The following is a 23,722-nucleotide window of genomic DNA, read 5'->3' on the forward strand; positions in this document are numbered from 1 at the left end:
ACCATGTCGTATCATCCTGCCCCTGACTATGATGTCGTCGGCATTGGCTTCGGGCCATCGAACCTCGCACTGGCGATCGCGCTCGACGATTGCGCGAGACAGCAGCGCTTGAAATGCCGGTCCCTTTTCCTGGAGAAGCAGCAGGACTTCAAGTGGCATGGCGGCATGCTGCTGCCCGGCAGCAACATGCAGATATCCTTCCTCAAGGACCTCGTATCGCTTCGCGATCCGACCAGTCCGTTCACCTTCGTCAACTACCTGCACAAATCCGGGCGGCTGCTCGACTTCACCAACTGCAAGACGTTCTATCCGAGCCGGATCGAGTTCAACGACTACCTCCGTTGGGCCGCCGGTCAGTTCAGCGGCATGGTTGCGTATGGAGAGACGGTCGAGGCTGTCGAGCCCGTGCACGCCGGCCAGTCCGTCACCGCGCTTCGCGTGCTCACGCGCATGGTTGACGGGAAAGAACGGTCACGCGTCACGCGGCACCTCGTGGCCGCCGTCGGCGGCGTGCCGCATATCCCGTCGGTATTTCGAGCGGTCGCGATGGATCCGCGGGTCGTGCACACCAGCGGCTATCTCGGCTCGTCGCTCGCGACAGGATCGAACGGCCGGTCGCCGCGGGTGGCGGTCGTCGGCGGCGGGCAAAGTGCGGCTGAAGTCACGCTCGATCTCAGCGAACGGGTTCCCGACGCCCACATCGATCTGGTCTTCCGCGGGCACGCCCTCAAGCCGGCCGATAGCAGCCCGTTCGTGAACGAGATCTTCAACCCGGACTACACCGATTATTTCCATTCGCGGTCCGACAGCCAGCGCGAGAAAATCGTCCGCAGCTTCCGCAATACCAATTATGCGGTGGTCGACCCCGACCTGCTCGATCAGCTCTACCGGATGACGTACCAACAGCGTGTCGCCGGGGCTCGGAAGCTGACGCTCCATCCGCGTAGCGAGATCGTCGCAGCTCATGCCGTCCCGGAGGGGATAGAGCTCGAGTTCGTCAACAAGGACGAGGAGGTCCGCCGCCGGGCAGTGTACGATGCCGTCGTGCTCGCCACCGGCTACGAGCGATCTCCGGTCCCGGCGTGTCTCGATCCGATCAGCCGCTACATCGAGTCGGCGTCGCTCGATCGCGACTATCGTCTGCAGACGAGCCCGGCGTTTTGTCCACAAGTCTATGTCCAAGGCTGTGCCGAAACCTCGCACGGCCTGAGCGACACGCTGCTCTCGGTGCTGCCGATGCGGGCTCAAGAGATCACGAAGTCGCTCGTGTCGACAACGGCGAGAGAGCAGGATGCAGCGGCGTCTCACGACCGGGCGGAGCGCGTGTACTCGTGATGGAAAGTCGAGTGCAGAGCGACGATGAGCGCGCCGCGCGCGGCGTCGTGGAATGAGGCGAAAGGGTATCGTCGCGGCGACCGGGCCGTCCCTGGCGTGTCTCGGTCGAATTGTGATCGGGGGGCGCCGTGCCTGCATTTGCCGGATTGCCGACCTTTCGGGTCGGCCGGCGGGCACGGTGGAGTGCAGGATTGGAAATGGGTGAGCCGCATCTGCCTGAGCGGGTCGTAACCTTGCTGGTATCGAGTGAATACGCGCGGCTCGTCGGCCGGACCATGTCGGAGCGGCTCGACTACATCGTCGACATCGCCTCGCTGCATACGCGTGAAGAGCTGGTGCGGCGGCTGGACCTCGGCCGCGTGGTCGTGCGGCAGGTCGAGAAATGGCTCGCGTTCCACGGGCGCCGCGTTCGGCGCCCGAATGAAAGCATCGATATCGTCATGTGCGGGTTGGAATTCCGGAAGCGGCGCATCCGTCGCTCCCGGGTGACGGTACGATCGCGACGACTGAACGCCAAGACGAATCCGAGGGAGCCGGGCCGAGGCAGTTGAGTTGCTCGGGCTCTGCAGCGGGGCGAGGTCGCCGACCACGCCTACCGGGGCCTGACGGGACCGCGACGCACGCGGAATGCATCACGCCCTTATCGCGTCGCATCATGGAAAATGAGACTCGTCGTCAAGGTCGAGGCCAGGCGGGTTGCACGCGCGCTCGGCTCATCCGGTAGCCTCCGCGGTCGATGGGGACTGACCGTCGCTCGTCAGAGATGACGCGAGGCGCCGGGAAGGTCCGCTGCCAACATGGCCAGAAAAACAGTGGCCGGCACACGCTCGTGTGCCCCGGCAATGGGCGACAAGGGAGGAGTTCGATGCACATGCGAAGTGTAGGTATCGCCGTGTTCACGGCGCTTTTGCTGTCCGGCACGGCATTCGCGCAGGAAAAGATCAAGGTCGGCGTCACGGCGACGCTGGAGGGCACCTATACCGTGCTCGGTGAGGACGGGATGCGCGGACATGTCACCGCGTTGAACGTGCTCGGCAAGAAGGTCGGCGACAAGGAGCTGGAATTCGTCGTCGCGTCGACCGACGCCACGCCGGACTCGGCCGTCCGTGCCGTGCGCAAGCTGATCGAGCAGGACAAGGTACAGATCCTGCTGTCGCCGCTGTCGGGCGACGAGGGCATCGCCGTCAAGAACTTCGCCAAGACGCACCCTGAGCTGACCTTCGTGAACGCGGCGTCCGGTGCGCAGGAGACGACCTATGTCGATCCCGCGCCGAACTTCTTCCGCTTCAACATGGACGGCGCCCAATGGCAGGTCGGCCTCGGCAAATATGCCTACGAGACCAAGGGCTATCGCAAGATCGCGACCGTCGGCGAAGACTATTCCTTCATCTACACCCAGGTGTTCGGCCTGGCGCTGGAGTTCTGCGGCCTGGGCGGCAAGATCACCAGCCGGCAATGGGTCCCGCTCGGCACCAAGGATTTCGCGTCGGTGATTGCGGCGCTGCCCGATGATGTCGATGCGATCTATCTCGGTCTCGGCGGCGCCGATGCCGTCAACTTCCTCAACCAGTATCAGCAGGCCGGCGGCAAGGCGCACCTGATGGGCGGCTCGATCATGATCGACCAGACCATCCTGTCGTCCAAGGGAAATGCCAAGAACGCCCTGATCGGTACGATTGCGGCGTCGGGTCAGGCCGATACCTGGGAGGATCCGCGCTGGCAGAAGTTCGTGAAGGCCTATCAGGACTCGTTCCCGCCGGAGAAGCGCTTCCCGAGCCCGTCGCTGCTTGCCACCAACTACTATGGCTCGACCATGGCGTTGATCCTGGCGCTGCGCGAGGTCAATGGCGATCTGTCGAACAACCAGGCCAAGCTCAAGGCGGCGCTGGCGAAGATCGAGATCGATGCCCCCAACGGCAAGATCAAGCTCGACGCCAACCGCCAGGCCATCGGCACCAACTTCGTCACCGAGGTCGTCGACGACGGCAAGGGCGCGCTGTTCAGCAAGGTGGTGAAGGTGATTCCCGACGTCAACCAGACGCTGGGATATGATGCCGCCACCTTCGCCAAGATCGGCCTGCCGAGCCGCACCGTGCCTGAATGTAAGAAGTACTGACCTTTCTGCAGAGGGCGACGCGGCTCGAGCGGGCTCGGGCCGCGTCGTCGCGTCCCTTGCGTTCTGCCAAGCAATGATCGACGCTGACGAACAATAAGAACCATTTCGGTGAGGAAGTGATGAGTAGGGCGCTCGCCGTCTTTCATGCTCGCTTCGGCCGTGCGACGGTTTATCAGCTCAATCGGCCATTCAATGTGCATGCCCATCGAGAGGGACATCTGATCTTTCACGTTGGCGGCACGCCGGCCGATATTGACGTCTGCGATCAGCATTATCAGATCGGCGAGAACTGGATCGTCGCGGTCAATCCGTGGGAACCGCACAACTTCCTGCCGAACGATGTCGGCAACGGCGCCATCTTCTTCGTGCTCTACGTCAATGCGGAGTGGTTCATGCCGTCGGCCGCGCGCGAGCAGGGCCTGCGGTTTGGTCGTACCTGCTTCCGGCGGACCGCCGCGCTCGACCGCTGCATTCGCCGCGCCGCAGCGTTGGTATGTGGCGCGCCATCGCTCGGTTGCCTCGACGGCGAGCTGCGGCAGCTGATCGACAGTTGCTACGAGGAAAGCTGGCGCGTTTCGGAGCAGATGCCCGAGCGGCCATGCGCGGAAGTGACGGATTTTCGTGTTCGCAAGTGCATCAAGCTGATGTCGGACAGTCCGTGCGCCGAGATCGAGCTCGATCACATCGCCCGCGAATCCGGACTATCGCGGCCGCATTTCTATCGGCTGTTCCGCAGCCAGACCGGAGTGACGCCCAATCTCTATCTGAATACGCTGCTGATGGAGCGGGCGCTCGATGCCGTCGTGGCAACGGAAGCACCGATTGCCGACATCGGCTTCGATCTCGGATTCACCTCCCAGAGCGGCTTCACGCGCTTCTTCGCCGGCAATGTCGGCATGGCGCCGACCGACTATCGCCGCGCTGCAAAGGTGCTGCGCGCCTGACGTGCTGCTGCGCGTCGCGCGAAAAGAGACTGTCGATCAAGTGCGCACTCTCGTCTGCCGCTACACTCTGGGCAACGTGATCCGCAAAAGGATCCGACGAGGGAGGACGAGCGATGGCCGGCAGACCCGGCGATCTTCGGCTGAATGCACCTTTCCGCTGTGACGACGGATCCGTCCCTCTTGTCGTGAGGGCGGGCTGATGAGCCGCTTCATCGAGCGTCACCCGATCTGGTCCCTCATTGTTCTTCTCGCCTTGGCGCTGCTGGCGTGGCTGATCTTCGCCGTCTGGCCGCCGGGGCTCGAGGAGGCGATCGGCCGCAAGAAGGTGTTCCTGAGTGCGGTGTTCAATGGCATCACGCTGGGCGGACTGTATTTCCTGGTCGCGAGCGGGTTCACGTTGATCTTCGGCTTGATGCGAAACGTCAACCTTGCGCACGGCTCGCTCTATCTGCTCGGCGGCTATGTGGGCTACGGCGTGTCCGCCGCGACCGGGTCATGGATCCTCGCCTTCGTCGCCGCCTTCATCCTCGTCGCGGCCATCGGCGTTCTCCTGCAGCTGCTCGTCTTTCGTCGCATGGAGGGCCAGGACCTGCGCCAGACCATGGTGACGATCGGCCTCTCGATCGTGTTCGCCGATCTGATGCTGTGGGCGTTCGGCGGCGACTTCTATCAGATCCAGACGCCAGCCTGGCTGATCGGGCCGGTACAGCTGCCGCTGATGACGGCGATGAAATCGTCGGGCGAGGCTGTGTTCCTGCAGTATCCGCTGGTGCGGCTGGTGATCTTCTGCGGCTCCGTCGTGATCGGCGTCGCGATGTGGCTCGCGCTCAACCGCACCCGCGTCGGCATGATCGTGCGCGCCGGCGTGGATGATCGCGAGATCCTGGCGGCGACCGGTGTGCAGATTCAGCTCGTCTTCGTGCTGGTGTTCGCACTGGGCGCGGGGCTGGCCGGCATTGCCGGCGTGGTCGGCGGAACCTTCCAGTCGATCTCACCCGGCGAGGACACGCGCTTTTTGCTGGCCTCGCTGGTCGTCGTCATCGTCGGCGGCATGGGATCGATCCCGGGAGCCGCGCTCGGCGCGCTGATCATTGGGCTCGCCGAGCAGCTCGGCTCGGTCTACATCCCGACCTATGCGATCGTCGTGACCTTCCTGATCATGGTGCTGGTGCTCGCGCTGCGGCCCCAGGGCCTCCTGGCGAGGCGATGAGATGTCGCTGATCCAGGAGGCACGTGCGCGGGAGAGCATGCTGGCAGGCGGCGCCGCACGGCAGCCGGCCGCATGGTCGGCCACCGAGCAGCCCTGGGCCTGGGCGGTCTCCGCGCTGCTGCTGATCATGCCGCTGATCGCCAACGGCTTCTTCCTGATCGAGATCTTCGGCACGACCCTGATCCTCGGCACCATCGCGTTGAGCCTGATGTTCCTCGCCGGCTATGGCGGCATGGTCAGCCTGATGCAGCTGACGATCGCGGGCTTTGCCGGCTACATGGTCGCCGTGTTCGGCGTCAGCGGCAACGCCAATATCAGCCTCGGATGGCCGTGGTGGTTGGCGACGCCGATGGCCCTGGTGCTCGCGGTGCTGTTCGGCACGCTGGGCGGCGCGCTGGCGGTACGCACCGAGGGCATCTACACCATCATGATCACGCTCGCGATCGGCGCGGCGTTCTATTATTTCACCAATCAGAACTGGGCGATATTCAACGGCCACACCGGCATCAACACGATCGCCACGCCGCATTTTCTCGGCGTCGATTGGCGCATGGACGTCGCGTTCTATTACCTGACGCTGGCGGTGGCCGCACTGGGCTATTTCGCTGTGCTCTATCTGTCGCGCGCGCCGTTCGGCCTGGCGCTGCAGGGTGTGCGCGACAATCCCAGACGCATGGCCGCGCTCGGCTTCAACGTCAATGCACATCGCATCGCCGCCTATGCGTTCGCGGCCCTGATCGCCGGCATGGGTGGCGTGCTGCAGGTCTGGAACTATCGGCAGATCTCGCCCGGATCTGTCGCGGTCGAGCGCTGCATCGACATTCTCATCGTCGCCGTCGTCGGCGGCATTACCCGGCCGGTTGGGCCCTATATCGGCGCCTTCATCTTCGTCATCCTGCGCACCTTCGCGCTCGACTTCCTGGTGAAGGTCGGGCTCGACGGCAACCGGTTCCGGCTGCTGATCGGGCTCGGCTTTCTCGCTATCGTGTTCTGGTCCTCCGACGGCGTCATCGGGCTCTATGAGCGGTGGCGCCGTCGCAGCGGGGCATCGGAGCCGAGGTCGCGCCCCGGAGGTCACGGCCATGGATAGGGTCGCTGACCGGCTCTCGGCGCTCGGCTCGACTGCAGCCCTCGAATTGCGCGGTGTCACGCGGATGTTCGGTGCGCTCGCCGCGCTGACCGACATCACGATCACGGTGCGGCCCGGCGAGCGGCGCGCGGTGCTCGGCTCGAACGGCGCCGGCAAGACCACCCTGTTCAACTGCGTGACCGGCGACTTCCTGCCGACCTCAGGCACGATCCGCTTCTTCGGCGAGGACATCACCGCCTTTCCGCCCTACGAGCGGATCCGCCGCGGGCTGCGCCGCACCTACCAGATCTCGGCGCTGTTCCTCGGCCTGTCGGTGCGCGACAATGTCTATCTGGCATGCCGTGGCGTCTCGCGAGCGCGCTTCTCGATGCTGCGTCCCAGCGCCAATGACGCCCTGATGCAGGCGGCCGAGCGCCTGATCGAGGCCGTGCATCTGACGTCCGTGCGTGATCAACTGGTTTCGGAGCTCGCCCATGGCCAGCAGCGGCAGCTCGAGATCGCGCTGGCGCTGGCCGGCGCGCCCCGATTCATCCTGTTCGACGAGCCGGCGGCGGGTCTGTCGCCGACCGAGCGGCGCGAGCTGGTCGAGATCCTGACGTCGCTGCCGCCGCACATCGGTTACATCATCATCGAGCACGACATGGACGTGGCGCTGCGCGTCGTCGAGAGCGTGACGATGATGCACAACGGCCGCATCTTCAAGGAAGGCGCACCGCAGGAGATCGAATCCGATCCGGAGGTGCAGGAGCTCTATCTCGGAGGCGGCCATGAATGACGTCCGCCGCTCCGCGCCTGCGCTCGAGGTCCGCGGCCTCGACGTGTACTACGGCCATTCGCATGCGCTGCAGGGCGTCGATCTCCGGCTCGACAGCGGCGTCTTCTCGCTGGTCGGCCGCAACGGCATGGGCAAGACGACGCTGTGCAAGGCCATCATGGGCCTGCTGCGGCCGTCCGCCGGCACGGTGCGTCTGCGCGGCAATGATATCACCGGGCTCAATCCGGCGCGCATCGCGCGGCTCGGCGTCGGCTATGTGCCGCAGGGGCGGCGTCTGTGGCGCTCGCTCAGCGTCGACGAGCATCTGCGACTCGCCGCCGGCCTGCGCCGCGGCGCCTGGACCGTCGAGCGCGTCTACGAAACATTTCCGCGGCTCGCCGAGCGCCGCAACAATGGCGGCGGCCAGTTGTCGGGCGGCGAGCAGCAGATGCTGGCGATCTCGCGCGCGCTGCTGACCAATCCGCAGCTCCTGATCATGGATGAGCCGACAGAGGGCTTGGCGCCGGTCATCGTCGCCCAGGTCGAGGAGATGCTGATCCGGCTCAGCCAGGACGGCGACATGGCGGTGCTCGTGATCGAGCAGAACATCGGCGTTGCGACCGCGATCTCGTCCCGCGTCGCGATCATGGTCAATGGCCGCATCAACCGTATCATCGACTCGGCCCGGCTCGCCGCCGACCGCGAACTGCAGCAGCGCCTGCTCGGTGTCGGCCAGCATGCCGGCGACGAGACCGATCTCGGGACGGGCGAAGTTCAGGAGAGGCCCGCCGCACGTGCGGCGGCATCAACGACGCCGAAAGCTGCGCCCGTAAAGGTTTACGTCTCTAATCCCGTGCTGCCGACGCGCTGGTCGCAGCCGGTGCCGATCGCGCAGATCGAGGCCAAGGCGCGCACGCTCTCCACCAGCGTCAGCCGACTTGACGAGGCCGCGCGCCAGGGCCGTGAGCGCGCCGCGCCGATCACGTCAGGTCCGCCCGCGGTGATCGTCGCCGGCACGCTCGACACCAAGGGTGACGAACTGCGCTTCATCCGCGATCTCGTCGCGAGCCACGGGCTGCGCACCCGGCTGGTCGACGTCTCCACCAGCGGACGCCATACGAGCTGCGACGTCTCGGCCCAGGAGATCGCACTCAATCATCCGCGCGGCGGTCCCGCCGTGTTCGGTGCCGATCGCGGCGCATCCGTCACCGCGATGGCGGATGCGTTCGGGCGCTGGCTGCGCCGGCAGGACAATGTCGCAGGTATCATCTCGGCGGGCGGCTCCGGCGGAACGTCGCTGGTCGCGCCGGGCATGCGCGAGCTCCCCGTCGGTGTGCCCAAGCTGATCATCTCCTCTGTCGCATCCGGTGACGTCGGCGCCTATGTCGGGCCGGCCGACATCGCGATGATGTACTCGGTCACCGACGTTCAGGGTCTCAATTCGATTTCGCGCGCGGTGCTGAGCAATGGCGCGCATGCGCTAGCCGGCATGGTGATGGCCCGCGAGCGGCAGTCCGCTGTCGCTGACAGCACCCGACCGCAACGTCCCGCGATCGGCATCACCATGTTCGGCGTGACCACGCCGGCGGTGCAGAAGCTCACGGCCGAGCTGCGCGATGACTACGAGTGCCTCGTCTTCCACGCCACCGGCGTCGGCGGCCGTTCGATGGAGAAGCTGGTCGATTCCGGCATGCTCGCCGGCGTGATCGATCTCACCACGACCGAGGTCTGCGACCTGCTGATGGGCGGTGTGTTTCCGGCAACCGAGGATCGCTTCGGCGCGATCATCCGCAGCCGCGTGCCCTATGTCGGCTCGGTCGGCGCGCTCGACATGGTGAATTTCGGCGCGCCCGAGACCATTCCCGAGCGCTACCGCGGCCGCAAATTCCACGTGCACAATCCGCAGGTCACGCTGATGCGGACGACGGCCGCGGAGAACGCGCAGATGGGGCGCTGGATCGGCGAGCGGCTCAATCGCATGGATGGATCGGTCCGGTTTCTCCTGCCGGAAAAGGGCGTCTCCGCGCTCGATGCGCCCGGGCAGCCGTTCTTCGATCGCGAGGCGGATGAGGCGCTGTTCCGCAGTCTCGAGCAGACCGTACGGCAGACCTCGAGCCGGCGCCTGATCCGCGTGCCGCATCACATCAACGACAATGAGTTCGCAGCAGTGGTCGTCGGCGCCATCCGGCCGATGCTCGGGCGGCTGCCGGCGCGGCGCAGACAGGCGAGGTGATGGTCATGCCGAGATATGAGCGCGCACCGCTGCTGAAGAAGTTTCGCGACATGGTGCGCCGTGGCGTGCCGATCATCGGCGGCGGCGCCGGCACCGGCCTGTCGGCCAAATGCGAGGAGGCCGGCGGCATCGACCTGATCGTGATCTACAATTCCGGCCGTTATCGCATGGCCGGCCGCGGCTCGCTCGCCGGACTGATGGCCTATGGCGACGCCAATGCCATCGTGGTCGAGATGGCCAGCGAGGTGCTGCCGGTGGTGAAGTCGACCCCGGTGCTCGCGGGCGTCAACGGCACCGACCCGTTCCGCGACATGGATGTGTTCCTCGATGAGCTGAAGGCGCTCGGCTTCTCCGGTGTGCAGAACTTCCCGACCGTCGGCCTGATCGACGGCACTTTCCGCGCCAATCTCGAGGAGACGGGCATTTCCTACGCGCTGGAGATCGACATGATCGGGCGCGCGCATGACAAGGACCTGCTGACGACGCCTTACGTCTTCAATGAAGCCCAGGCCGCGGGCATGGCGATCGCGGGTGCGGACATCATCGTCTGCCATCTCGGTCTGACAACCGGCGGCTCGATCGGCGCGCAGACCGCGCCCAAGCTCGAAGACTGTCCCGGCCTGATCGACAGCTGGGCCTCGGCCGCGCTCAGTGTCAACCCCGAGATTCTAGTTCTGGCGCATGGCGGCCCGATCGCGGAGCCGTCCGACGCCGACTTCATCATGAAGCACACCAAGAACTGCCATGGCTTCTACGGCGCCTCCTCGATGGAGCGGCTGCCGGTGGAGCGCGCACTGACGGAGCAGGTACGACATTTCAAGGCAATCAGCGCGCGGCCACGCCGCGTCTGAGGCGACAACACGAGATCCGGCAGCAGCGGCGCTGAGGCGCCGCATTCGCCGGACGAGAGACTGAGGGAGAAATGAGATGTCCGGGGCTCTGATCGGTGAGCTGATTCTTTGGCTGATCATTGCGATCATCGTCATCGTGGTCGCGGTCTACATCGTCAACTGGCTGTATCACCGCTCCTCGAAGGAGGTGTCCTTCGTCCGCACGGGCTTCCTCGGGGAGCGCGTCGTGATCAATGGCGGCGCCTTCGTGCTGCCCTTCATTCACGACTATACGCCGGTGAACATGAACGTGCTGCCGATGGGTATCACGCGCGCGCGGCAGGACGCCGTCATCACGCGCGACCGCATGCGGGTCGACGTCGAGGCCGACTTCTACGTTCGTGTCCAGCCGACGCGCGAGGCGGTGTCGATCGCGGCGGCGACGCTCGGCCGTCGCACCCTCGAGCCGGAGCGGCTGCATGCGCTGCTGTCCGGCAAGTTCATCTCGGCCATGCGCTCGGTTGCCGCTGAAATGACCATGGAGCAGATGCACGAGCAGCGCGGTGACTACGTGTCCCGTCTCAAGGCGGCCGCGGCCGAGGCGCTGGCCCAGAACGGCCTGGAGCTGGAATCGGTGGCGATCACCGATTTGGACCAGACAGATCTCGAATTCTTCAATCCGTCGAACCGGTTCGATGCCGAGGGCCTGACGCGGCTGATGGAGGACATCGAGAGCAAGCGCAAGCTGCGCAACGACATCGAGCAGGACTCGATGATCAAGATCCGCACCCGCAACCTCGAAGCCGAGCGCGAGGCGCTCGAAATCGAGCGCGAGAGCGAGACGGCGCGGCTGGAGCAGGAGCGCGACATCGAGATGCGCCGTGCGCTGCAGCGGACCGAAGTCGCGCGCGAACGGGCGCTGCGCGAGACCGAGGCCGAGCAGGCGCAGATCCAGGCGCGCGAGACGATCGAGAAGGCGCGCATCGCCAACGAGCTGACGATTGCCGAGGCCCGAATCGCGGCCGAGCGCGACACGCGGCAGCGCGAGATCGAGCGGACGCGTGCCGTCGAAGAGAGGGAGCTGCTGGCGCGCGAGGACATCGAGAAGGCGCGGATCGCCAACCAGCGCGCGATCGACGCCGCGCGCATCGAATCTGAGCGCGAGGTGCGCCAACGCGATATCGAGCGGACCCGCACCATCGAGGAAGCCGAGATCGCCGCGCGCGAGGCGGTGGAGAAGGCCAGGATTCAGCAGGACCGCGTCGTCTCCGATGCGCGCATCGCCAATGACGAGGAGACACGCCGCCGCGAGATCGAACGCACCCGCGCGATCGAGCAGGCGGAGATCGCCGCGCGCGAGGCGACAGAGAAGGCGCGCATCGCGCAGACCATGATCGTCAATCTGGAGCGCATCAGCTCCGACGAGCGCACCCGCGCCACCGAGATTGCCCAAGTGCGCAACATCCAGGAGGCTGAGATCGAGGCGCAGAAAGCGGTCGAGGCCGCCCGGATCGCGCGCGAGCAGGCATTGTCTGCGGAACGGATCGCCGCCGAGCACGCCACGCGCAGGCTGGAGATCGAGCGCAACCAGGGCATCGAGATCGCCGGCATCGCCGCGCGCGAGGCGACGGAGGCCAGCCGTATCGCGCAGGAGGAGCGGGTGCGTGCGCTGGAGATCGCGCGCGTCAGGACCATCGAGGAGGCCGACATCGCCTCGCGCGAGGCGATCGAAGCGGCCCGCATCGCCCAGGAGCTGGCTGTAACAGCCAAGCGGATCCAGTCGGAGAAGGAGACGCGCAGCCTGGAGATCGAGCGCACGGAGGCCGTCGAGGCCGCCGATCTCAAGCGTCGGGAGGCGGTCGAGCGGCGTCGCATCGAAGTCGAGCTGGCGCTGGAGGCCGAGCGCATTGCCTCGTCGCGGACGCGCGAGGTGCTCAACATCGACCAGAAGAAGGCGATCGAGCTCGCCGACGAAACCCGCGTCATCGAGCTCGCCGCCAAGCGAGCCGAGCGCATCGATGCGGATCGCCAGGTCAAGGAAGCCGAGATCGTCGCGCGCAGGCAGGTCGAGACCGCCGATGTCTCGCGCGAGCAGGCGCTGGAGGCCGTCCGGTTGGAGCGTCGCCGGGCGATCGAGCAGCTCGAGGTCGCGCGCGTCCAGTCGCTGCAGGAGGCCGAGATCGCGGCCCGTGAGGAGGTCGAACGCGCCCGCATCGCCTCGGATCGTGGTCTCGACGAGGCCCGCATCGGCCGCGAGCGCGAGCTGCGCAAGCTCGAAGTGAACCGCGAGAAGGACGTCGAGACGGCGCTGATGGAGAAGGCCATCGCGCTGTATCAAAAATCGCTGGAGGAATCCGCGGCCAAGGTCGCGGCCGAAGAGGCGCGCTCGCGTGCAACGGAAGCGGCGGAGAAAGTCGTCACGGCGCGCGAGAGCGAGATTGCCCGCCGCCGTAAGACGGTCGAGGTGCTGCTGGCCGAGAAGCAGGCCGAGGAGACGCGGATCGCCGCAGAGGCCGAGCGGGTTCGTGCCGCGGTCGAAGCGGAGGCGCAGAAGCTGCTCAACGAGGCCGAGAACGTCCTGACCGACCAGGCACGCTACTCGCTGTTCCGGCGCAAGCTGCTCGACCGCATCGAGGGCATCGTGCGCGAGAGCGTCAAGCCGATGGAGAAGATCGAGGGCATCCGCATCCTGCAGGTCGACGGCTTGAACGGAAATGGCGGCAACGGCAATGGCGGCCGCAGCGCGACCGACGAGGTGATCGATTCCGCGCTGCGCTACCGCGTCCAGGCGCCGCTGATCGACTCGATCCTCTCCGATATCGGCGTCGAGGGCGGCAGCCTTGCCAAGATGCCGGGCCTGATCCGCGAGGCCCGGGACATGCAGGGCATCCGGAAAGAAACCTCAGCGCGCAAGGAGACAGGCGGCGGCGCCGGATCGGGCGAGGGCAGCCCGTCCGAGCCGCCGACCGATCGCGGTCCGCGCAAGAAGGGTTGATGCGAGATGGCGAGGGTTTACGTCTCCACCGTCGTGAGTGCCCGCAACGATCGGGTGTGGGCGCGCGTCCGCGACTTCAACGGCCTGCCGAACTGGCATCCGGCGATCGCCGAAAGCCGGATCGAGGGCGGCGAGCCCGCCGACAAGATCGGCTGCGTCAGGGATTTCCGGCTTCGCAACGGCGACCGCATTCGCGAGAAGCTGCTCGGCCTGTCGGACTACGACATGTTCTGCACCTACTCGATCCTGGAATCGCCGATGGGCGTATCGAACTACGTCGCGACCCTCAGGCTGACACCGGTCACGGACGGCGACAAGACGTTTCTGGAGTGGACCGCCGAGTTCGACTGCGCGCCGGAGCGCGAGGCTGATCTGGTGGCTTCGATCGGCGGCGGCGTGTTCCAGGGCGGCTTCGATGCGCTTAAGCGCGCGTTCGGGGGCTGACGCCGTGCCGCACGTGGTCAAGAGCACCATCATCGATGCGCCGACCGAGGCCGTGTGGGAGGTGCTGCGCGACTTCAACGGTCATGATCGCTGGCACCCGGCGGTGGCGACCTCTGCGATCGAGCGTTCGCAGACGTCCGACAAGATCGGCTGTGTCAGGCGCTTTCGTCTGAAGGACGGCTCCGAGCTGCGCGAGCAGTTGCTGGCGCTGTCCGATCTCGAGCAGAGCTTCAGCTACTGTCTGCTCGATACGCCGGTCCAGCTGTTCAACTACGTCGCCCATGTCCGGCTGCTGCCGGTCACCGATGGTGATCGCACCTTCTGGCACTGGGAGAGCCGCTTCACGACGCGGCCCGAGCTGGCCGAGGCGCTGTCGCGCATGGTGGCAGAAGACATCTACCAGGCCGGCTTCGAGGCGATCCGATCGCATCTGAAGCAGGCGGCATGAGGACGAGGTGAATCGATGCCGGTCACGGTGAAGACGTTTCAGGCCGCGAGCGAAGCAGCGTCTGCGCTGTCGTCGGACCGCGCCGCGCGCTACCTGGGCGGCGGCACGCTGGTCATGCGCGATCTCAACGAGGGCGACGTCTCGATTGCGACGGTCATCCGCGCCACCGACCGGACCTTGCAGGGCATCGATGCGGCAGGCGCACGCATCAGGATCGGCGCCGGCGTCACCTTCGCCCGCGTGCTGGCCGAACGCGATCTCGCCTTCCTGCATCCGGCGGCGCGCTCGATCGGCGCCCCGGCGGTGCGCAACATGGGGACCGTCGGTGGCAATCTGTTCGCGCCGGCGCCGTTCGGCGACTTCACGGTGGCGCTGCTGGCGCTCGACGGCATCGTCTCGCTGCAGGGCGGCTTCGGCGTCAGGGACATGCCGATCGAGGAGTTCCTGCAATCGCGCGACCGCCAGGCCGGTGCGCTGGTGGTCGGCGTGTCGTGCATCCGTCCTGCGTCGGCGGATGCGTTCCGCTATCGCAAGATCGCCCGCATCAAGCCGAAGGGCGGATCGGTGATCACGCTTGCGGCGCATCTTCCACAGAGTGGCGGCCGCGTGACCGGCGCGCGGATCGCGCTGGGATCGATGGCCCCGACCGCCATCCGCGCCAAGGCGGCCGAGCGCGCGCTCGAAGGGCGGCCGTTCGACGCCGGCGCGATCAGTGCCGCCGCTGCTGCGGCAGCCGAGGGAACGGCACCCACCGACAATTCGCTTGCCAGCGCGTGGTATCGCCGCGAAGTGGTCGGCGTCCATCTGCGGCGGCTGTTGTCGGGACAGGAGAGCTAGAGCATGGCCAAGACCCCACTTCAGTTCCGGCACAATGGTCGCGATGTCGCGCTGTTCGTTGACGGCGGCACCAATCTGCTGGTCGTGCTGCGCGAGATGATCGGCGACCTCACGCCGAAATTCGGTTGCGGCCAGGGCGGCTGCGGCGCCTGCACGGTCCTCATCGATGGCGACGCGCACCTGTCTTGTCTGACGCTCGCCGAAGCCGTCGAGGGCCGCGCGGTCGAGACCCTCGACGGCATCAAGAGCGGTCCGAATTTGCATCCGCTGCAGCGCGCCTTCGCCGAGGGTTTTGCCGCGCAATGCGGCTATTGCACGCCGGGCATGCTGATGGCGGCGAAGGCGCTGCTCGACAAGATCCCGCAGCCAAGCCGCGAGCAGGTGGTAGAGGCGATTTCGGGCAACATCTGCCGGTGTACCGGCTACGAGCCGATCATCAATGCGGTGCTGGCGGCGGCCGCGTCGCTGCGCGCGAGTGCGTGAGGAGAGATCGCCATGCTGGAACTGCGCAAGGACATCTTCGCCGACGAGCGCGACGACAATCTCAACGAGGTCGGCAAGGGCACCCAACGCCAGGACATGCTCGGCCATGTCACGGGGACCTCGACCTATTTCAACGATCACAAGCTGCAGGGCATGCTGCATCTGAAGGTCGTCAGATCCACGCAGCCGCATGCGCGGCTGCGCCGCATCGAGACCAGCGAGGCCGAACGGAGCGAGGGCGTGCGGCGGATCATCCGCGGCAGCGACGTGCCGCGCAATCTCAACACGCTGCTCAGCCTGATCAATTTTGGCAAGGACGATGAGCCGACGCTTGCCGTCGACAAGGTACGCTACCGCGGCGAGCCGATCGTCGCCGTCGTCGCCGAGACGCCGCGCGCGGCGGCCGAGGCGGCGGCCAGGGTACGCGTCGACTATGAGATCTTGCCGGCGGTGTTCGACGTCGAGGAGGCGCTGAAGCCGGGCGCGCCCACCGTCAACGAGACCTATCCAAAGAACACATTCACCTATCACGACCGTTACGATCATCAGAAGCTGCGTTTCGGCGACGTCGAGCGCGGCTTTGCCGGCGCCGATCATGTCTTGGAACAGCGCTACCAGATGTCGCCGATCGAGCACGCGCCGGTCGAGACCAACGGCTCGATCGCCGCGCCCGACACCAACGGCCGCTACGTGGTCTATACCTCGACCCAGGCGCTGTTCTTCTCGCTCGACACCTGCGCCAAGATCCTCGATCTGCCGTCGAACACATTCCACTTCATCGGCGGCACGGTCGGCGGCGGCTTCGGCGGCAAGGTCGACACGCTGACCGAGCCGCTCGCCATTCTCGCTGCGATGTTGACGGGGCGCCCGGTGCGCTACGTGCTCGGACGAGAGGAAGAGATGCAGTTCGGGCCGCCCCGCGGCGCCGAGCGCATCTACATCAAGGACGGAGTCATGCGCGACGGCCGCATCGTGGCGCGCCAGATCCGCGGCTATTTCGACTCTGGCGCTTATACGCGGCTGTCGAGCTACGCGGTGGTCAAATGCGCCGCGCACCTGCCGGGGCCCTACACGATCCCGAACGTCCATGGCGAAATCTACTGCATCTTCACCAACCGCACGCCGGCCACCGCGATGCGCGGCTTCGGCATCACCGGCATGGACTTCGCGCTCGAATGCCAGATGGACAAGCTCGCGCATCTGATCGGCATGGACCCGATGGAGTTTCGTATCCTCAACGCCTATCGCGACGGCGACATGAAGGCGCATCGCCGCGAGGCCAAGAACACCGCGCTGATCGAATGCGTCCAGGTCGCGGCCGAGAAGGCCAAATGGCCGATCCGCGAGGAGTTCCGGCGCATGTCCTCGCGCAAGGATGGCGGCGGGGCGCGGGCGGCTGTTCCCTCCACGCCACGAGAGCCGGTGAGCGCGCGGCCTGCGCCGGCGCAGCAACGCACCAGCTACGATCGTGGTCTCTCGGCGCCGCCACAGCTCGAGCCGCCACCACCTCCGCCAACGAGCCCGGCGCCTTCGCCGGGGCACGGCGCGACGCGGTTCTCGTCGGTGTTCGGCACGAGGAGGCGCTGACATGACGAGGCACCGCGGCCGCGGCATGGCGGCGATCAACTATCCCATCGGCATGAATCTCGGCGGCGATCCGAGCCAGGCGCTGGTGCATTCCAACCCCAGCGGCAAGTTCACGGTGGCGCTGTCGTCGATCGATCTCGGGCAGGGCATGAAGTCGGTGACGCGGCAGATCTGTGCCGAGACGCTCGGCGTGCCGGTCGAGGACGTCTATGTCGACACCGCCGATTCCGACACCGGACCGCATTGCATGGGCTCGTTCGCTTCGCGCGGCACCCATCGCGTCGGCAATGCCGTGATGGCGGCGGCCAAGGAGGCGCGTGGCGTCATGATGGAGGCCGCGGCCGAGGAGCTCGAGGTCAACGCCAGCGATCTCGAAACGGATGGTCGCGGCAACATCCACGTCAAGGGCGCGCCGCATCGCTCGATCTCGGTGAAGGACGTCGCCATCGCCGCGCAGTTCCGCCAGGGCAAGACCATCTCCGGCCGTGGCATCTTCCTGGTGCCGCTGTCGGAGGTGGATCCCGAGACTGGCGAAATGTCCCCGGCGACCTGCTACGCGCATGCCTGTCTCGTCGCCGAGGTCGAGGTCGATGACGAGACCGGTGAGGTCGGCGTGGTCAGGATGGACAGCGCCTATGAGCTGGGACGCGCGCTCAATCCCCGCCTCGTCGAGCAGCAGCTGGTCGGCGGCGCCTGGATGGGCATGAGCCACGCGCTCTACGAGACGACGGAGCCGTACTACCCGGACCCGAAGCAAGGACCGCGCGACTTCGTGGAATACCTGATGCCGGGACCTGGCGACATCTGTCCGCACGACATCGCCGTGCTGGAGCGGCCGGCGCCCGACGGACCGTTCGGCGGCAAGGGCCCTGGCGAGATGTGCGCCAATCCCGTGCTTCCTGCCATCGCGAATGCGATCTTCAACGCCGTCGGCGTGCGCCTCGACGAACTGCCGATCACGCCAGAGAAAGTGCTGCGCGCGATCAAGGCCCAGGGCGGCGCCCGGCCGCAGACGCGGCGGTGACGCAGCATGGTGGTCCGCAGCAACATCGTCGGCATCGACTCGCCGCAGGCGCTGGAAAAGGCACTGCGCGCGGCGTACTACCTCGCCGATGACGGGCTCTCCACCGCGGCCTATCTCGCGCTCGCGCTGGGCAAGCCATTGCTCTTGGAAGGCGCGCCCGGCGTCGGCAAGACCGAGGCGGCGAAGGCAATCGCCGCGGTGCTCGGCCGCAAGCTGATCCGCCTGCAATGCTACGAAGGTATCGACGCTGCTGCGGCGCTCTACGAGTGGAACTATCCGCGCCAGATGCTCGCGATCCGCCAAGCCGGCGAGGAGAGCATCGACATCTATGGCGAGAGCTTTCTGATCGAGCGGCCGATGCTGGCCTGCCTGCGCGCGCCCGATGCGACCGTGCTGCTGATCGACGAGATCGATCGGGCCGACCAGGAGTTCGAGGCGTTCCTGCTCGAATTTCTCTCTGATTTCCAGATATCGATCCCCGAGCGCGGCACGGTGCGCGCCGCGGAGCGGCCGATCGTGGTGCTGACCTCGAATCGGACCCGTGACCTTCACGAAGCGCTGCGCCGCCGCTGTGTCTATCATTGGATCGACTATCCCGATGCGGAGCGCGAGGCGCGCATCGTGATGATGCGGGCCTCCAGTGTTGCCGAAGCGACCGCGCGGGCCGTGGTGGCTGCAGTGGCGAAGCTGCGGCGCGAGCCGCTGAGCAAGGCGCCCGGGATTGCCGAGGCGGTCGATTGGGCGGAGGCGGCGACGCTGCTCAACCAGACCGGCGCGCGCTGGCCCGATGCGTTCAAGCGCGCGATTGGCGTCGCGCTGAAGGATGAGGAGGATCTGTCCTTCATCGCGCCGCGGCTCGACGCGCTGCTCGCGGAGGCGATGACATGAGCGAGCCCCGCCTGCCGCAGGCGACCGAGATCTTCGTGACATTCGCTGCGCTGTTGCGGCGAAACGGCTTCGCAATTGCGCCGGAGCAGACCACCGCCTTCCTCGCTGCGATCGAACTGCTGGGGCCTGTCAGCATCGAGGATATCCGTCGTGCCGGGACGGCGACCCTCGCGCCGCCTCCCGAGCGGCTCGCGACCTACAATCTGCTGTTCGACGTCCATTTTGGTGTCGCCGAGGCAACGGCCTTCAGCGAGAGCGACAGGCAGGACGATGTCGTGCGTCTCCAGGAGGAAGGGGACGGCGCTGTCGGTCCCGATCTCGCCGAGGAGCAGAACGAGTCAGGTCTGGCTGCGACGCGCGTTGAAGCGCTGGTCGCCCGCCGCTTGGCTGCGACGACGGGCGGCCATGCCCTGCAGCGCCTCGCGCGTCAGGCGCGTGCAAAACTGCCGAAACGGCGTGGCCACCGGCGCATGCGCGCGCGGCGCGGCAGCTTCGTGGACCTGCGCCGGACCCTGCGCGAGAGCATAAGGCGCGACGGTGAGGTGCTGTCGCTGCGGCGGTTGAAGCGGCGACCTCGATTGCGACGATTGCTGCTGCTGATCGATGTCTCCGGCTCGATGCAGGCGCGGACCGAGGACAACATGCGGCTCGCCCACGTGCTGGTGCAGGCCGTACCCCAGGCCGAGGTGTTCACGCTTGGCACACGGCTGACACGCGTGACGCGGCCCTTGCGGCTGAAGCGGCGCGAACAGGCGCTGCTCGCTGCCTCGCATCTCGTCAGCGACTGGGACGGTGGCACGCGTATCGGCGAGGCGCTGCAGGCCTTCCTCGCGGTGCCGCGGTTCTCGACCTACGCGCGGGGCGCCGTCGTGCTGGTCATCTCGGATGGGCTCGAGCGTGGTGACCATCACGTGCTCCGTGACGCCGTGTGGAGGCTGTCGCTGCGCGCCTGGCGTCTGAGCTGGCTGACGCCGCTCGCGACGGGGCCCGGCTTCAAGCCGCAGACCGAGGCGTTGCAGGCGATCGCGCCATTCGTCGACGACATCGCAGCCGGCGGGTCGGACGAGACCATCGTCGCGCATGTTCTGTCGCTGGCACAGAGGAGGGCGGCATGACCGGTTATGTCGATGCGCATCACCACATCTGGCGTCAGGCCGATCTGCCCTGGCTGGTCGGGCCGATGCAGCCGCGGATTTTCGGCCCCTATGAGCCGATCAGGCGCGACTACACGATCGAGGAGTATCTCGACGACATCGCCGGCAGCGGCGTCACGCAATCGGTCTACGTCCAGACCAACTGGGCCAAGGACGGCTTCGAGGACGAAGCCGCCTGGGTGCAGCGAACTTCTGAGCAGCACGGCTTTCCGCACGCGATCGTCGCCTATGCCGATCTGAGCGTCGAAGATGCGCGGCCGCAGCTCAACCGGCTGGCGCGCTACCCCCTGCTGCGCGGGGTCCGGATGCAGCTGCACTGGCATGAGAACCCGCTCTATCGTTTCGCTTCGTCCCCAGACCTTTGCAGCGATACCCATATCTGCGCCAACATCGCGCGGCTCGCCGACTACGGCTGGTCCTTCGACCTGCAGGTCTTCGCGCCGCAGATGGCGGGCGCCGCAGCGCTCGCCGAGAGCTGTCCGTCCGTGACCTTCATCCTCCAGCATGCCGGCATGCTGGAGGATCTGTCCACGCGCGGTCGCGATCGATGGCGAGCCGGCATGCAGCGGCTGGCGAGCTGCAGCAATGTCGTCAGCAAGCTCTCGGGCCTCGGCACCTTCATTCGCCGCAACGATCCGGCGCATGTCGCCGACGTGGTGCGGGAGACGGTCGGAATGTTCGGCCCCGAGCGCTGCCTGTTCGGCTCGAACTTTCCGATCGAGAAGCTCTGGACCGACTATCGCGTACTGGTGGGGGCCTATGAGGCTGCCATCCGAGACCTCGACGAGCATGCGCGCGCGCAGGTCATGGGAGGGACGGCGCAGCGCGTCTATCGGCTGGGATGATACCGCCTGCAACGACAACAAAAGCAACAGGGAACGCTCATGGCGCTGGAAATCAAGGTTCTCGACTATGGTGACATCGAATTGGAATCGAGCTTCCTTGTGCTCGGCCGTGATTGCGGCCGCACCCGCCGGGTGCTGACGCTCGGCTTCCTGATCCTGGGCGGGCCGTATCCGGTCGTGGTCGATACCGGCTACCGCTCCAACCAGATCATGGAGACGCTGGGCATGCGCGGGCTGCAGTACCATGAGAACATGATCGAGAACCAATTGGCGCGGCACGGCGTGCGCATGGGCGATGTCCGCTACGTCTGCCACACCCATCTGCACATCGATCATGCCGGGAAGGACGATCTGTTCCCGATGAACACGACGGTCGTGCTCAACCGCCGCGAGCTGGAATACTCGGTGTCCGGCCTGATGCATCCGCAATATCCGGCGCCCGACATCAAGCATCTGATCGACCGGCTGCACACCAAGAGTGCGCTGCGTTTCCTCGACCTCGAGCTCACCGGCCCGGTCGAGCTGATGCCGGGCGTCTATTGCGACGCTGCGAATGCCCATACCGAAGGCTCGATGAACATCCACGTCCACACTGCCGATGGCATCGCTACCATCTGCGGTGACGTCATCTACGACTTCAACGACCAGATCGTGACGCCGTTCAACGAGATCCAGGATGGCGAGCCGCGCACCACCGGCAATCACGGCACGACAAAACGCGCCGAGAAGGCAGCGATCAAGAAGCTGCTGTCGAGTTCGCGCTATCTGCTGCCGGTGCACGATCGTCCCGCCAAGATCGAAGGCGGTGTGGTGGTGGGACGGCTGCACGACCAGGTGCCGGGGCCGCTGGTGCAGTCGCTGCCGCAGCGGCACTGGTTTCCGGCGTGAGCAGCACAAGGTGCCCCCATGACCCACGTGACGTTGCGCACTGAGTTCGAAACTCTGATCGATCCGTATGCGCCGGTGGCGCAGGTCGCGACCGGCTTCGAGTTCACCGAGGGGCCGATCTGGCATCCCGTCGAGCAGTTCCTGCTGTTCTCCGACATGCCGGCTGATGTCCGCCGCCGCTGGGACGCCAAGCGTGGCGTGGTGGAGATGCGGCGGCCGTCGAACAAGTGCAACGGCATGACCTATGATGCCGAGCTCAATCTGATCGTCTGCGAACACGCGACGTCGTCGCTGGTGCGCGAGCGCCCCGACGGCCGCCGCGAGATCCTGTCATCGCATTTCGAGAACCAGGAGCTGAACAGCCCCAACGACGTGTGCGTCCACTCCAGCGGGGCGATCTACTTCTCCGACCCGTGGTATGGCCGCATGCCGGTCTATGGCGTGGAGCGGCCGCGCCAGCTCGGCTTCCAGGGCGTGTACCGGGTGCCGCCGGGCGGCGGTCCGCCGCGGCTGCTAGTTGACCGCCGTCTGTTCGACCAGCCCAACGGGCTGTGCTTTTCCCCGGACGAGAAGCTGCTTTACGTCAACGATACGGTGCAGGCGGTGATCCGCGTGTTCGACGTCGGCGGCGATGGTGCGCTGGCGAACGGGCGCGTCTTTGCCAGCGGTATCCGCTCCGAGCTCGAGCCAGGCGTGCCCGACGGCATGAAATGCGACCAGCGCGGCAATGTCTGGGTCACCGCACCCGGCGGCGTCTGGGTCCATGCGCCTACGGGCGAACTGCTCGGCAAGGTGCGCGTGCCGGAGCTCGTCGCCAATCTCGCCTGGGGCGGTCCCGAGTTTCGCACGCTCTATCTCACCGCGACCCATTCGGTCTATGCGATCGCGACCAAGGTCGGTCCGCGCCACGAGCCGTATATGAGCGCGCGAAGTCGAGGGGCGTCAACGGCAGGTCTGGCGATGTCCAGCGCGACGTCCGCGCCATCGGCGCCGCAGCTGGCATCTGGCGACATGCAGCTCGATCCGCGCCGCTGCGCGATGATCATCCAGGATGTGCAGAATGACGTCATCATGGACGGTGGCGCCTTCGCGGATTCCGGCGCGCCCGGTCATGCCAAGCAGCAGCGCGTGGTCGACAATGTCCGGCGGCTCGCCGAGGTCGCGCGTGCGCGCGGCGTCGTCATCATTCATGTCTGGTTCGTGGTCGAGCCGGGCGCGCCCGGCGTGACCTTGAACGCACCGCTGTTCGAGGGGCTGGTCGACAGCAAGGCGATGGTGCGCGGCAGCTGGGGCGCGGCGCCTGTCGCCGGCCTGGAGCCGCGCAGCGGCGACTTCGTGGTCGAGAAGATGCGCATGAGCGCGTGGGAAGGCACGCGGCTCGAGACGATTCTCAAGGCCACCGGGCGCGACGTCCTCATCAATACCGGCGCCTGGACGAACATGTCGGTGGAGCACACCGCGCGCACCGGGGCCGACAAGGGCTATTTCATCGTGGTGCCGGAGGATTGCTGCTCGACCATGAACGCGGACTGGCACAATGCGTCGATCAACTTCGCCATGCAGAATGTTGCTGTCGTGACCACGGCCGACGCGGTGATCAGGGCGCTGGGGTGAGGC

At 66.4% G+C, this 23,722-nt stretch carries 21 protein-coding genes; all 21 read left to right on the forward strand.

Going from position 1 to position 23,722, the window contains the following annotated elements:
- Nucleotides 1-3 precede the first annotated feature (3 nt).
- The 21 genes from QW861_RS26550 to QW861_RS26650 all read left to right on the forward strand — a co-directional run bounded on the left by QW861_RS26550 (nt 4) and on the right by QW861_RS26650 (nt 23,719).
- Nucleotides 4-1,335 carry a lysine N(6)-hydroxylase/L-ornithine N(5)-oxygenase family protein gene (locus tag QW861_RS26550; RefSeq protein WP_315752522.1) on the forward strand — a complete coding sequence of 444 codons (1,332 nt, stop codon included), beginning with the start codon at nt 4-6 and terminating at the stop codon, nt 1,333-1,335.
- A 197-nt stretch (nt 1,336-1,532) separates the two neighbouring features.
- Nucleotides 1,533-1,886: a hypothetical protein gene (locus QW861_RS26555; RefSeq protein WP_315752523.1), complete on the forward strand. Its 354-nt coding sequence runs from the start codon at nt 1,533-1,535 to the stop codon at nt 1,884-1,886.
- A 314-nt stretch (nt 1,887-2,200) separates the two neighbouring features.
- Nucleotides 2,201-3,451, forward strand: coding sequence for an ABC transporter substrate-binding protein (locus tag QW861_RS26560; protein ID WP_315752524.1), 1,251 nt, complete (start codon nt 2,201-2,203; stop codon nt 3,449-3,451).
- A 119-nt stretch (nt 3,452-3,570) separates the two neighbouring features.
- Nucleotides 3,571-4,395, forward strand: coding sequence for an AraC family transcriptional regulator (locus QW861_RS26565; protein WP_315752525.1), 825 nt, complete (start codon nt 3,571-3,573; stop codon nt 4,393-4,395).
- Nucleotides 4,396-4,594: 199 nt separating this feature from the next.
- Complete coding sequence (locus QW861_RS26570; RefSeq protein WP_315752526.1) at nt 4,595-5,605, forward strand: branched-chain amino acid ABC transporter permease; 1,011 nt, start codon at nt 4,595-4,597, stop codon at nt 5,603-5,605.
- Between the two features lies 1 nt (nt 5,606).
- Nucleotides 5,607-6,695, forward strand: coding sequence for a branched-chain amino acid ABC transporter permease (locus tag QW861_RS26575; protein ID WP_316193687.1), 1,089 nt, complete (start codon nt 5,607-5,609; stop codon nt 6,693-6,695).
- Nucleotides 6,688-7,470, forward strand: a complete 783-nt coding sequence (locus QW861_RS26580; protein WP_315717437.1) for an ABC transporter ATP-binding protein — start codon at nt 6,688-6,690, stop codon at nt 7,468-7,470. Before QW861_RS26575 ends, QW861_RS26580 begins: the two co-directional genes overlap by 8 nt.
- A complete protein-coding gene (locus QW861_RS26585) occupies nt 7,463-9,682 on the forward strand; it encodes an ABC transporter permease (protein ID WP_316193688.1) in 2,220 nt (739 codons plus the stop codon). The genes QW861_RS26580 and QW861_RS26585 overlap by 8 nt, the downstream gene beginning before the upstream one ends.
- A gap of 5 nt (nt 9,683-9,687) precedes the next feature.
- Complete coding sequence (locus QW861_RS26590) at nt 9,688-10,533, forward strand: phosphoenolpyruvate hydrolase family protein (protein WP_315717439.1); 846 nt, start codon at nt 9,688-9,690, stop codon at nt 10,531-10,533.
- A gap of 76 nt (nt 10,534-10,609) precedes the next feature.
- Nucleotides 10,610-13,507, forward strand: a complete 2,898-nt coding sequence (locus QW861_RS26595) for a flotillin family protein (protein WP_316193689.1) — start codon at nt 10,610-10,612, stop codon at nt 13,505-13,507.
- A 6-nt stretch (nt 13,508-13,513) separates the two neighbouring features.
- Nucleotides 13,514-13,951 (forward strand): SRPBCC family protein, encoded by a 438-nt coding sequence (locus QW861_RS26600; protein ID WP_315717441.1) that lies wholly within the window; start codon nt 13,514-13,516, stop codon nt 13,949-13,951.
- 4 nt (nt 13,952-13,955) lie between these two features.
- Entirely contained in the window at nt 13,956-14,399 is a 444-nt protein-coding gene (locus QW861_RS26605) for an SRPBCC family protein (protein ID WP_315717442.1), read from the forward strand.
- Between the two features lie 15 nt (nt 14,400-14,414).
- Nucleotides 14,415-15,236, forward strand: coding sequence for an FAD binding domain-containing protein (locus tag QW861_RS26610; protein ID WP_315752533.1), 822 nt, complete (start codon nt 14,415-14,417; stop codon nt 15,234-15,236).
- Nucleotides 15,237-15,239: 3 nt separating this feature from the next.
- Nucleotides 15,240-15,719, forward strand: a complete 480-nt coding sequence (locus QW861_RS26615; RefSeq protein ID WP_315717444.1) for a (2Fe-2S)-binding protein — start codon at nt 15,240-15,242, stop codon at nt 15,717-15,719.
- A 12-nt stretch (nt 15,720-15,731) separates the two neighbouring features.
- Nucleotides 15,732-17,306 (forward strand): xanthine dehydrogenase family protein molybdopterin-binding subunit, encoded by a 1,575-nt coding sequence (locus QW861_RS26620; RefSeq protein WP_316193690.1) that lies wholly within the window; start codon nt 15,732-15,734, stop codon nt 17,304-17,306.
- A gap of 1 nt (nt 17,307) precedes the next feature.
- The gene (locus QW861_RS26625) at nt 17,308-18,330 is read left to right on the forward strand and encodes a xanthine dehydrogenase family protein molybdopterin-binding subunit (RefSeq protein WP_315717446.1); all 1,023 of its coding nucleotides are present in this window, start codon (nt 17,308-17,310) and stop codon (nt 18,328-18,330) included.
- Between the two features lie 6 nt (nt 18,331-18,336).
- The gene (locus QW861_RS26630; RefSeq protein ID WP_315717447.1) at nt 18,337-19,218 is read left to right on the forward strand and encodes a MoxR family ATPase; all 882 of its coding nucleotides are present in this window, start codon (nt 18,337-18,339) and stop codon (nt 19,216-19,218) included.
- Nucleotides 19,215-20,333, forward strand: coding sequence for a VWA domain-containing protein (locus tag QW861_RS26635; protein WP_316193691.1), 1,119 nt, complete (start codon nt 19,215-19,217; stop codon nt 20,331-20,333). Before QW861_RS26630 ends, QW861_RS26635 begins: the two co-directional genes overlap by 4 nt.
- Complete coding sequence (locus tag QW861_RS26640; protein WP_315752537.1) at nt 20,330-21,217, forward strand: amidohydrolase family protein; 888 nt, start codon at nt 20,330-20,332, stop codon at nt 21,215-21,217. The genes QW861_RS26635 and QW861_RS26640 overlap by 4 nt, the downstream gene beginning before the upstream one ends.
- 39 nt (nt 21,218-21,256) lie before the next feature.
- Nucleotides 21,257-22,105: an MBL fold metallo-hydrolase gene (locus tag QW861_RS26645; protein ID WP_315717450.1), complete on the forward strand. Its 849-nt coding sequence runs from the start codon at nt 21,257-21,259 to the stop codon at nt 22,103-22,105.
- A gap of 18 nt (nt 22,106-22,123) precedes the next feature.
- The gene (locus QW861_RS26650) at nt 22,124-23,719 is read left to right on the forward strand and encodes an isochorismatase family protein (protein WP_315752538.1); all 1,596 of its coding nucleotides are present in this window, start codon (nt 22,124-22,126) and stop codon (nt 23,717-23,719) included.
- Nucleotides 23,720-23,722: the final 3 nt, after the last annotated feature.

This window comes from Bradyrhizobium sp. SZCCHNRI1029, assembly GCF_032487555.1.
Classification (GTDB): Bacteria; Pseudomonadota; Alphaproteobacteria; order Rhizobiales; family Xanthobacteraceae; genus Bradyrhizobium.

What these genes read in the sequence shown, in the direction of transcription:
- QW861_RS26550 (WP_315752522.1), top strand. Translation starts at nt 4, where the DNA reads ATGTCGTATCATCCTGCCCCTGACTATGATGTCGTCGGCATTGGCTTC.
- QW861_RS26555 (WP_315752523.1), top strand. Translation starts at nt 1,533, where the DNA reads ATGGGTGAGCCGCATCTGCCTGAGCGGGTCGTAACCTTGCTGGTATCG.
- QW861_RS26560 (WP_315752524.1), top strand. Translation starts at nt 2,201, where the DNA reads ATGCACATGCGAAGTGTAGGTATCGCCGTGTTCACGGCGCTTTTGCTG.
- QW861_RS26565 (WP_315752525.1), top strand. Translation starts at nt 3,571, where the DNA reads ATGAGTAGGGCGCTCGCCGTCTTTCATGCTCGCTTCGGCCGTGCGACG.
- QW861_RS26570 (WP_315752526.1), top strand. Translation starts at nt 4,595, where the DNA reads ATGAGCCGCTTCATCGAGCGTCACCCGATCTGGTCCCTCATTGTTCTT.
- QW861_RS26575 (WP_316193687.1), top strand. Translation starts at nt 5,607, where the DNA reads ATGTCGCTGATCCAGGAGGCACGTGCGCGGGAGAGCATGCTGGCAGGC.
- QW861_RS26580 (WP_315717437.1), top strand. Translation starts at nt 6,688, where the DNA reads ATGGATAGGGTCGCTGACCGGCTCTCGGCGCTCGGCTCGACTGCAGCC.
- QW861_RS26585 (WP_316193688.1), top strand. Translation starts at nt 7,463, where the DNA reads ATGAATGACGTCCGCCGCTCCGCGCCTGCGCTCGAGGTCCGCGGCCTC.
- QW861_RS26590 (WP_315717439.1), top strand. Translation starts at nt 9,688, where the DNA reads ATGCCGAGATATGAGCGCGCACCGCTGCTGAAGAAGTTTCGCGACATG.
- QW861_RS26595 (WP_316193689.1), top strand. Translation starts at nt 10,610, where the DNA reads ATGTCCGGGGCTCTGATCGGTGAGCTGATTCTTTGGCTGATCATTGCG.
- QW861_RS26600 (WP_315717441.1), top strand. Translation starts at nt 13,514, where the DNA reads ATGGCGAGGGTTTACGTCTCCACCGTCGTGAGTGCCCGCAACGATCGG.
- QW861_RS26610 (WP_315752533.1), top strand. Translation starts at nt 14,415, where the DNA reads ATGCCGGTCACGGTGAAGACGTTTCAGGCCGCGAGCGAAGCAGCGTCT.
- QW861_RS26615 (WP_315717444.1), top strand. Translation starts at nt 15,240, where the DNA reads ATGGCCAAGACCCCACTTCAGTTCCGGCACAATGGTCGCGATGTCGCG.
- QW861_RS26620 (WP_316193690.1), top strand. Translation starts at nt 15,732, where the DNA reads ATGCTGGAACTGCGCAAGGACATCTTCGCCGACGAGCGCGACGACAAT.
- QW861_RS26625 (WP_315717446.1), top strand. Translation starts at nt 17,308, where the DNA reads ATGACGAGGCACCGCGGCCGCGGCATGGCGGCGATCAACTATCCCATC.
- QW861_RS26630 (WP_315717447.1), top strand. Translation starts at nt 18,337, where the DNA reads ATGGTGGTCCGCAGCAACATCGTCGGCATCGACTCGCCGCAGGCGCTG.
- QW861_RS26635 (WP_316193691.1), top strand. Translation starts at nt 19,215, where the DNA reads ATGAGCGAGCCCCGCCTGCCGCAGGCGACCGAGATCTTCGTGACATTC.
- QW861_RS26640 (WP_315752537.1), top strand. Translation starts at nt 20,330, where the DNA reads ATGACCGGTTATGTCGATGCGCATCACCACATCTGGCGTCAGGCCGAT.
- QW861_RS26645 (WP_315717450.1), top strand. Translation starts at nt 21,257, where the DNA reads ATGGCGCTGGAAATCAAGGTTCTCGACTATGGTGACATCGAATTGGAA.
- QW861_RS26650 (WP_315752538.1), top strand. Translation starts at nt 22,124, where the DNA reads ATGACCCACGTGACGTTGCGCACTGAGTTCGAAACTCTGATCGATCCG.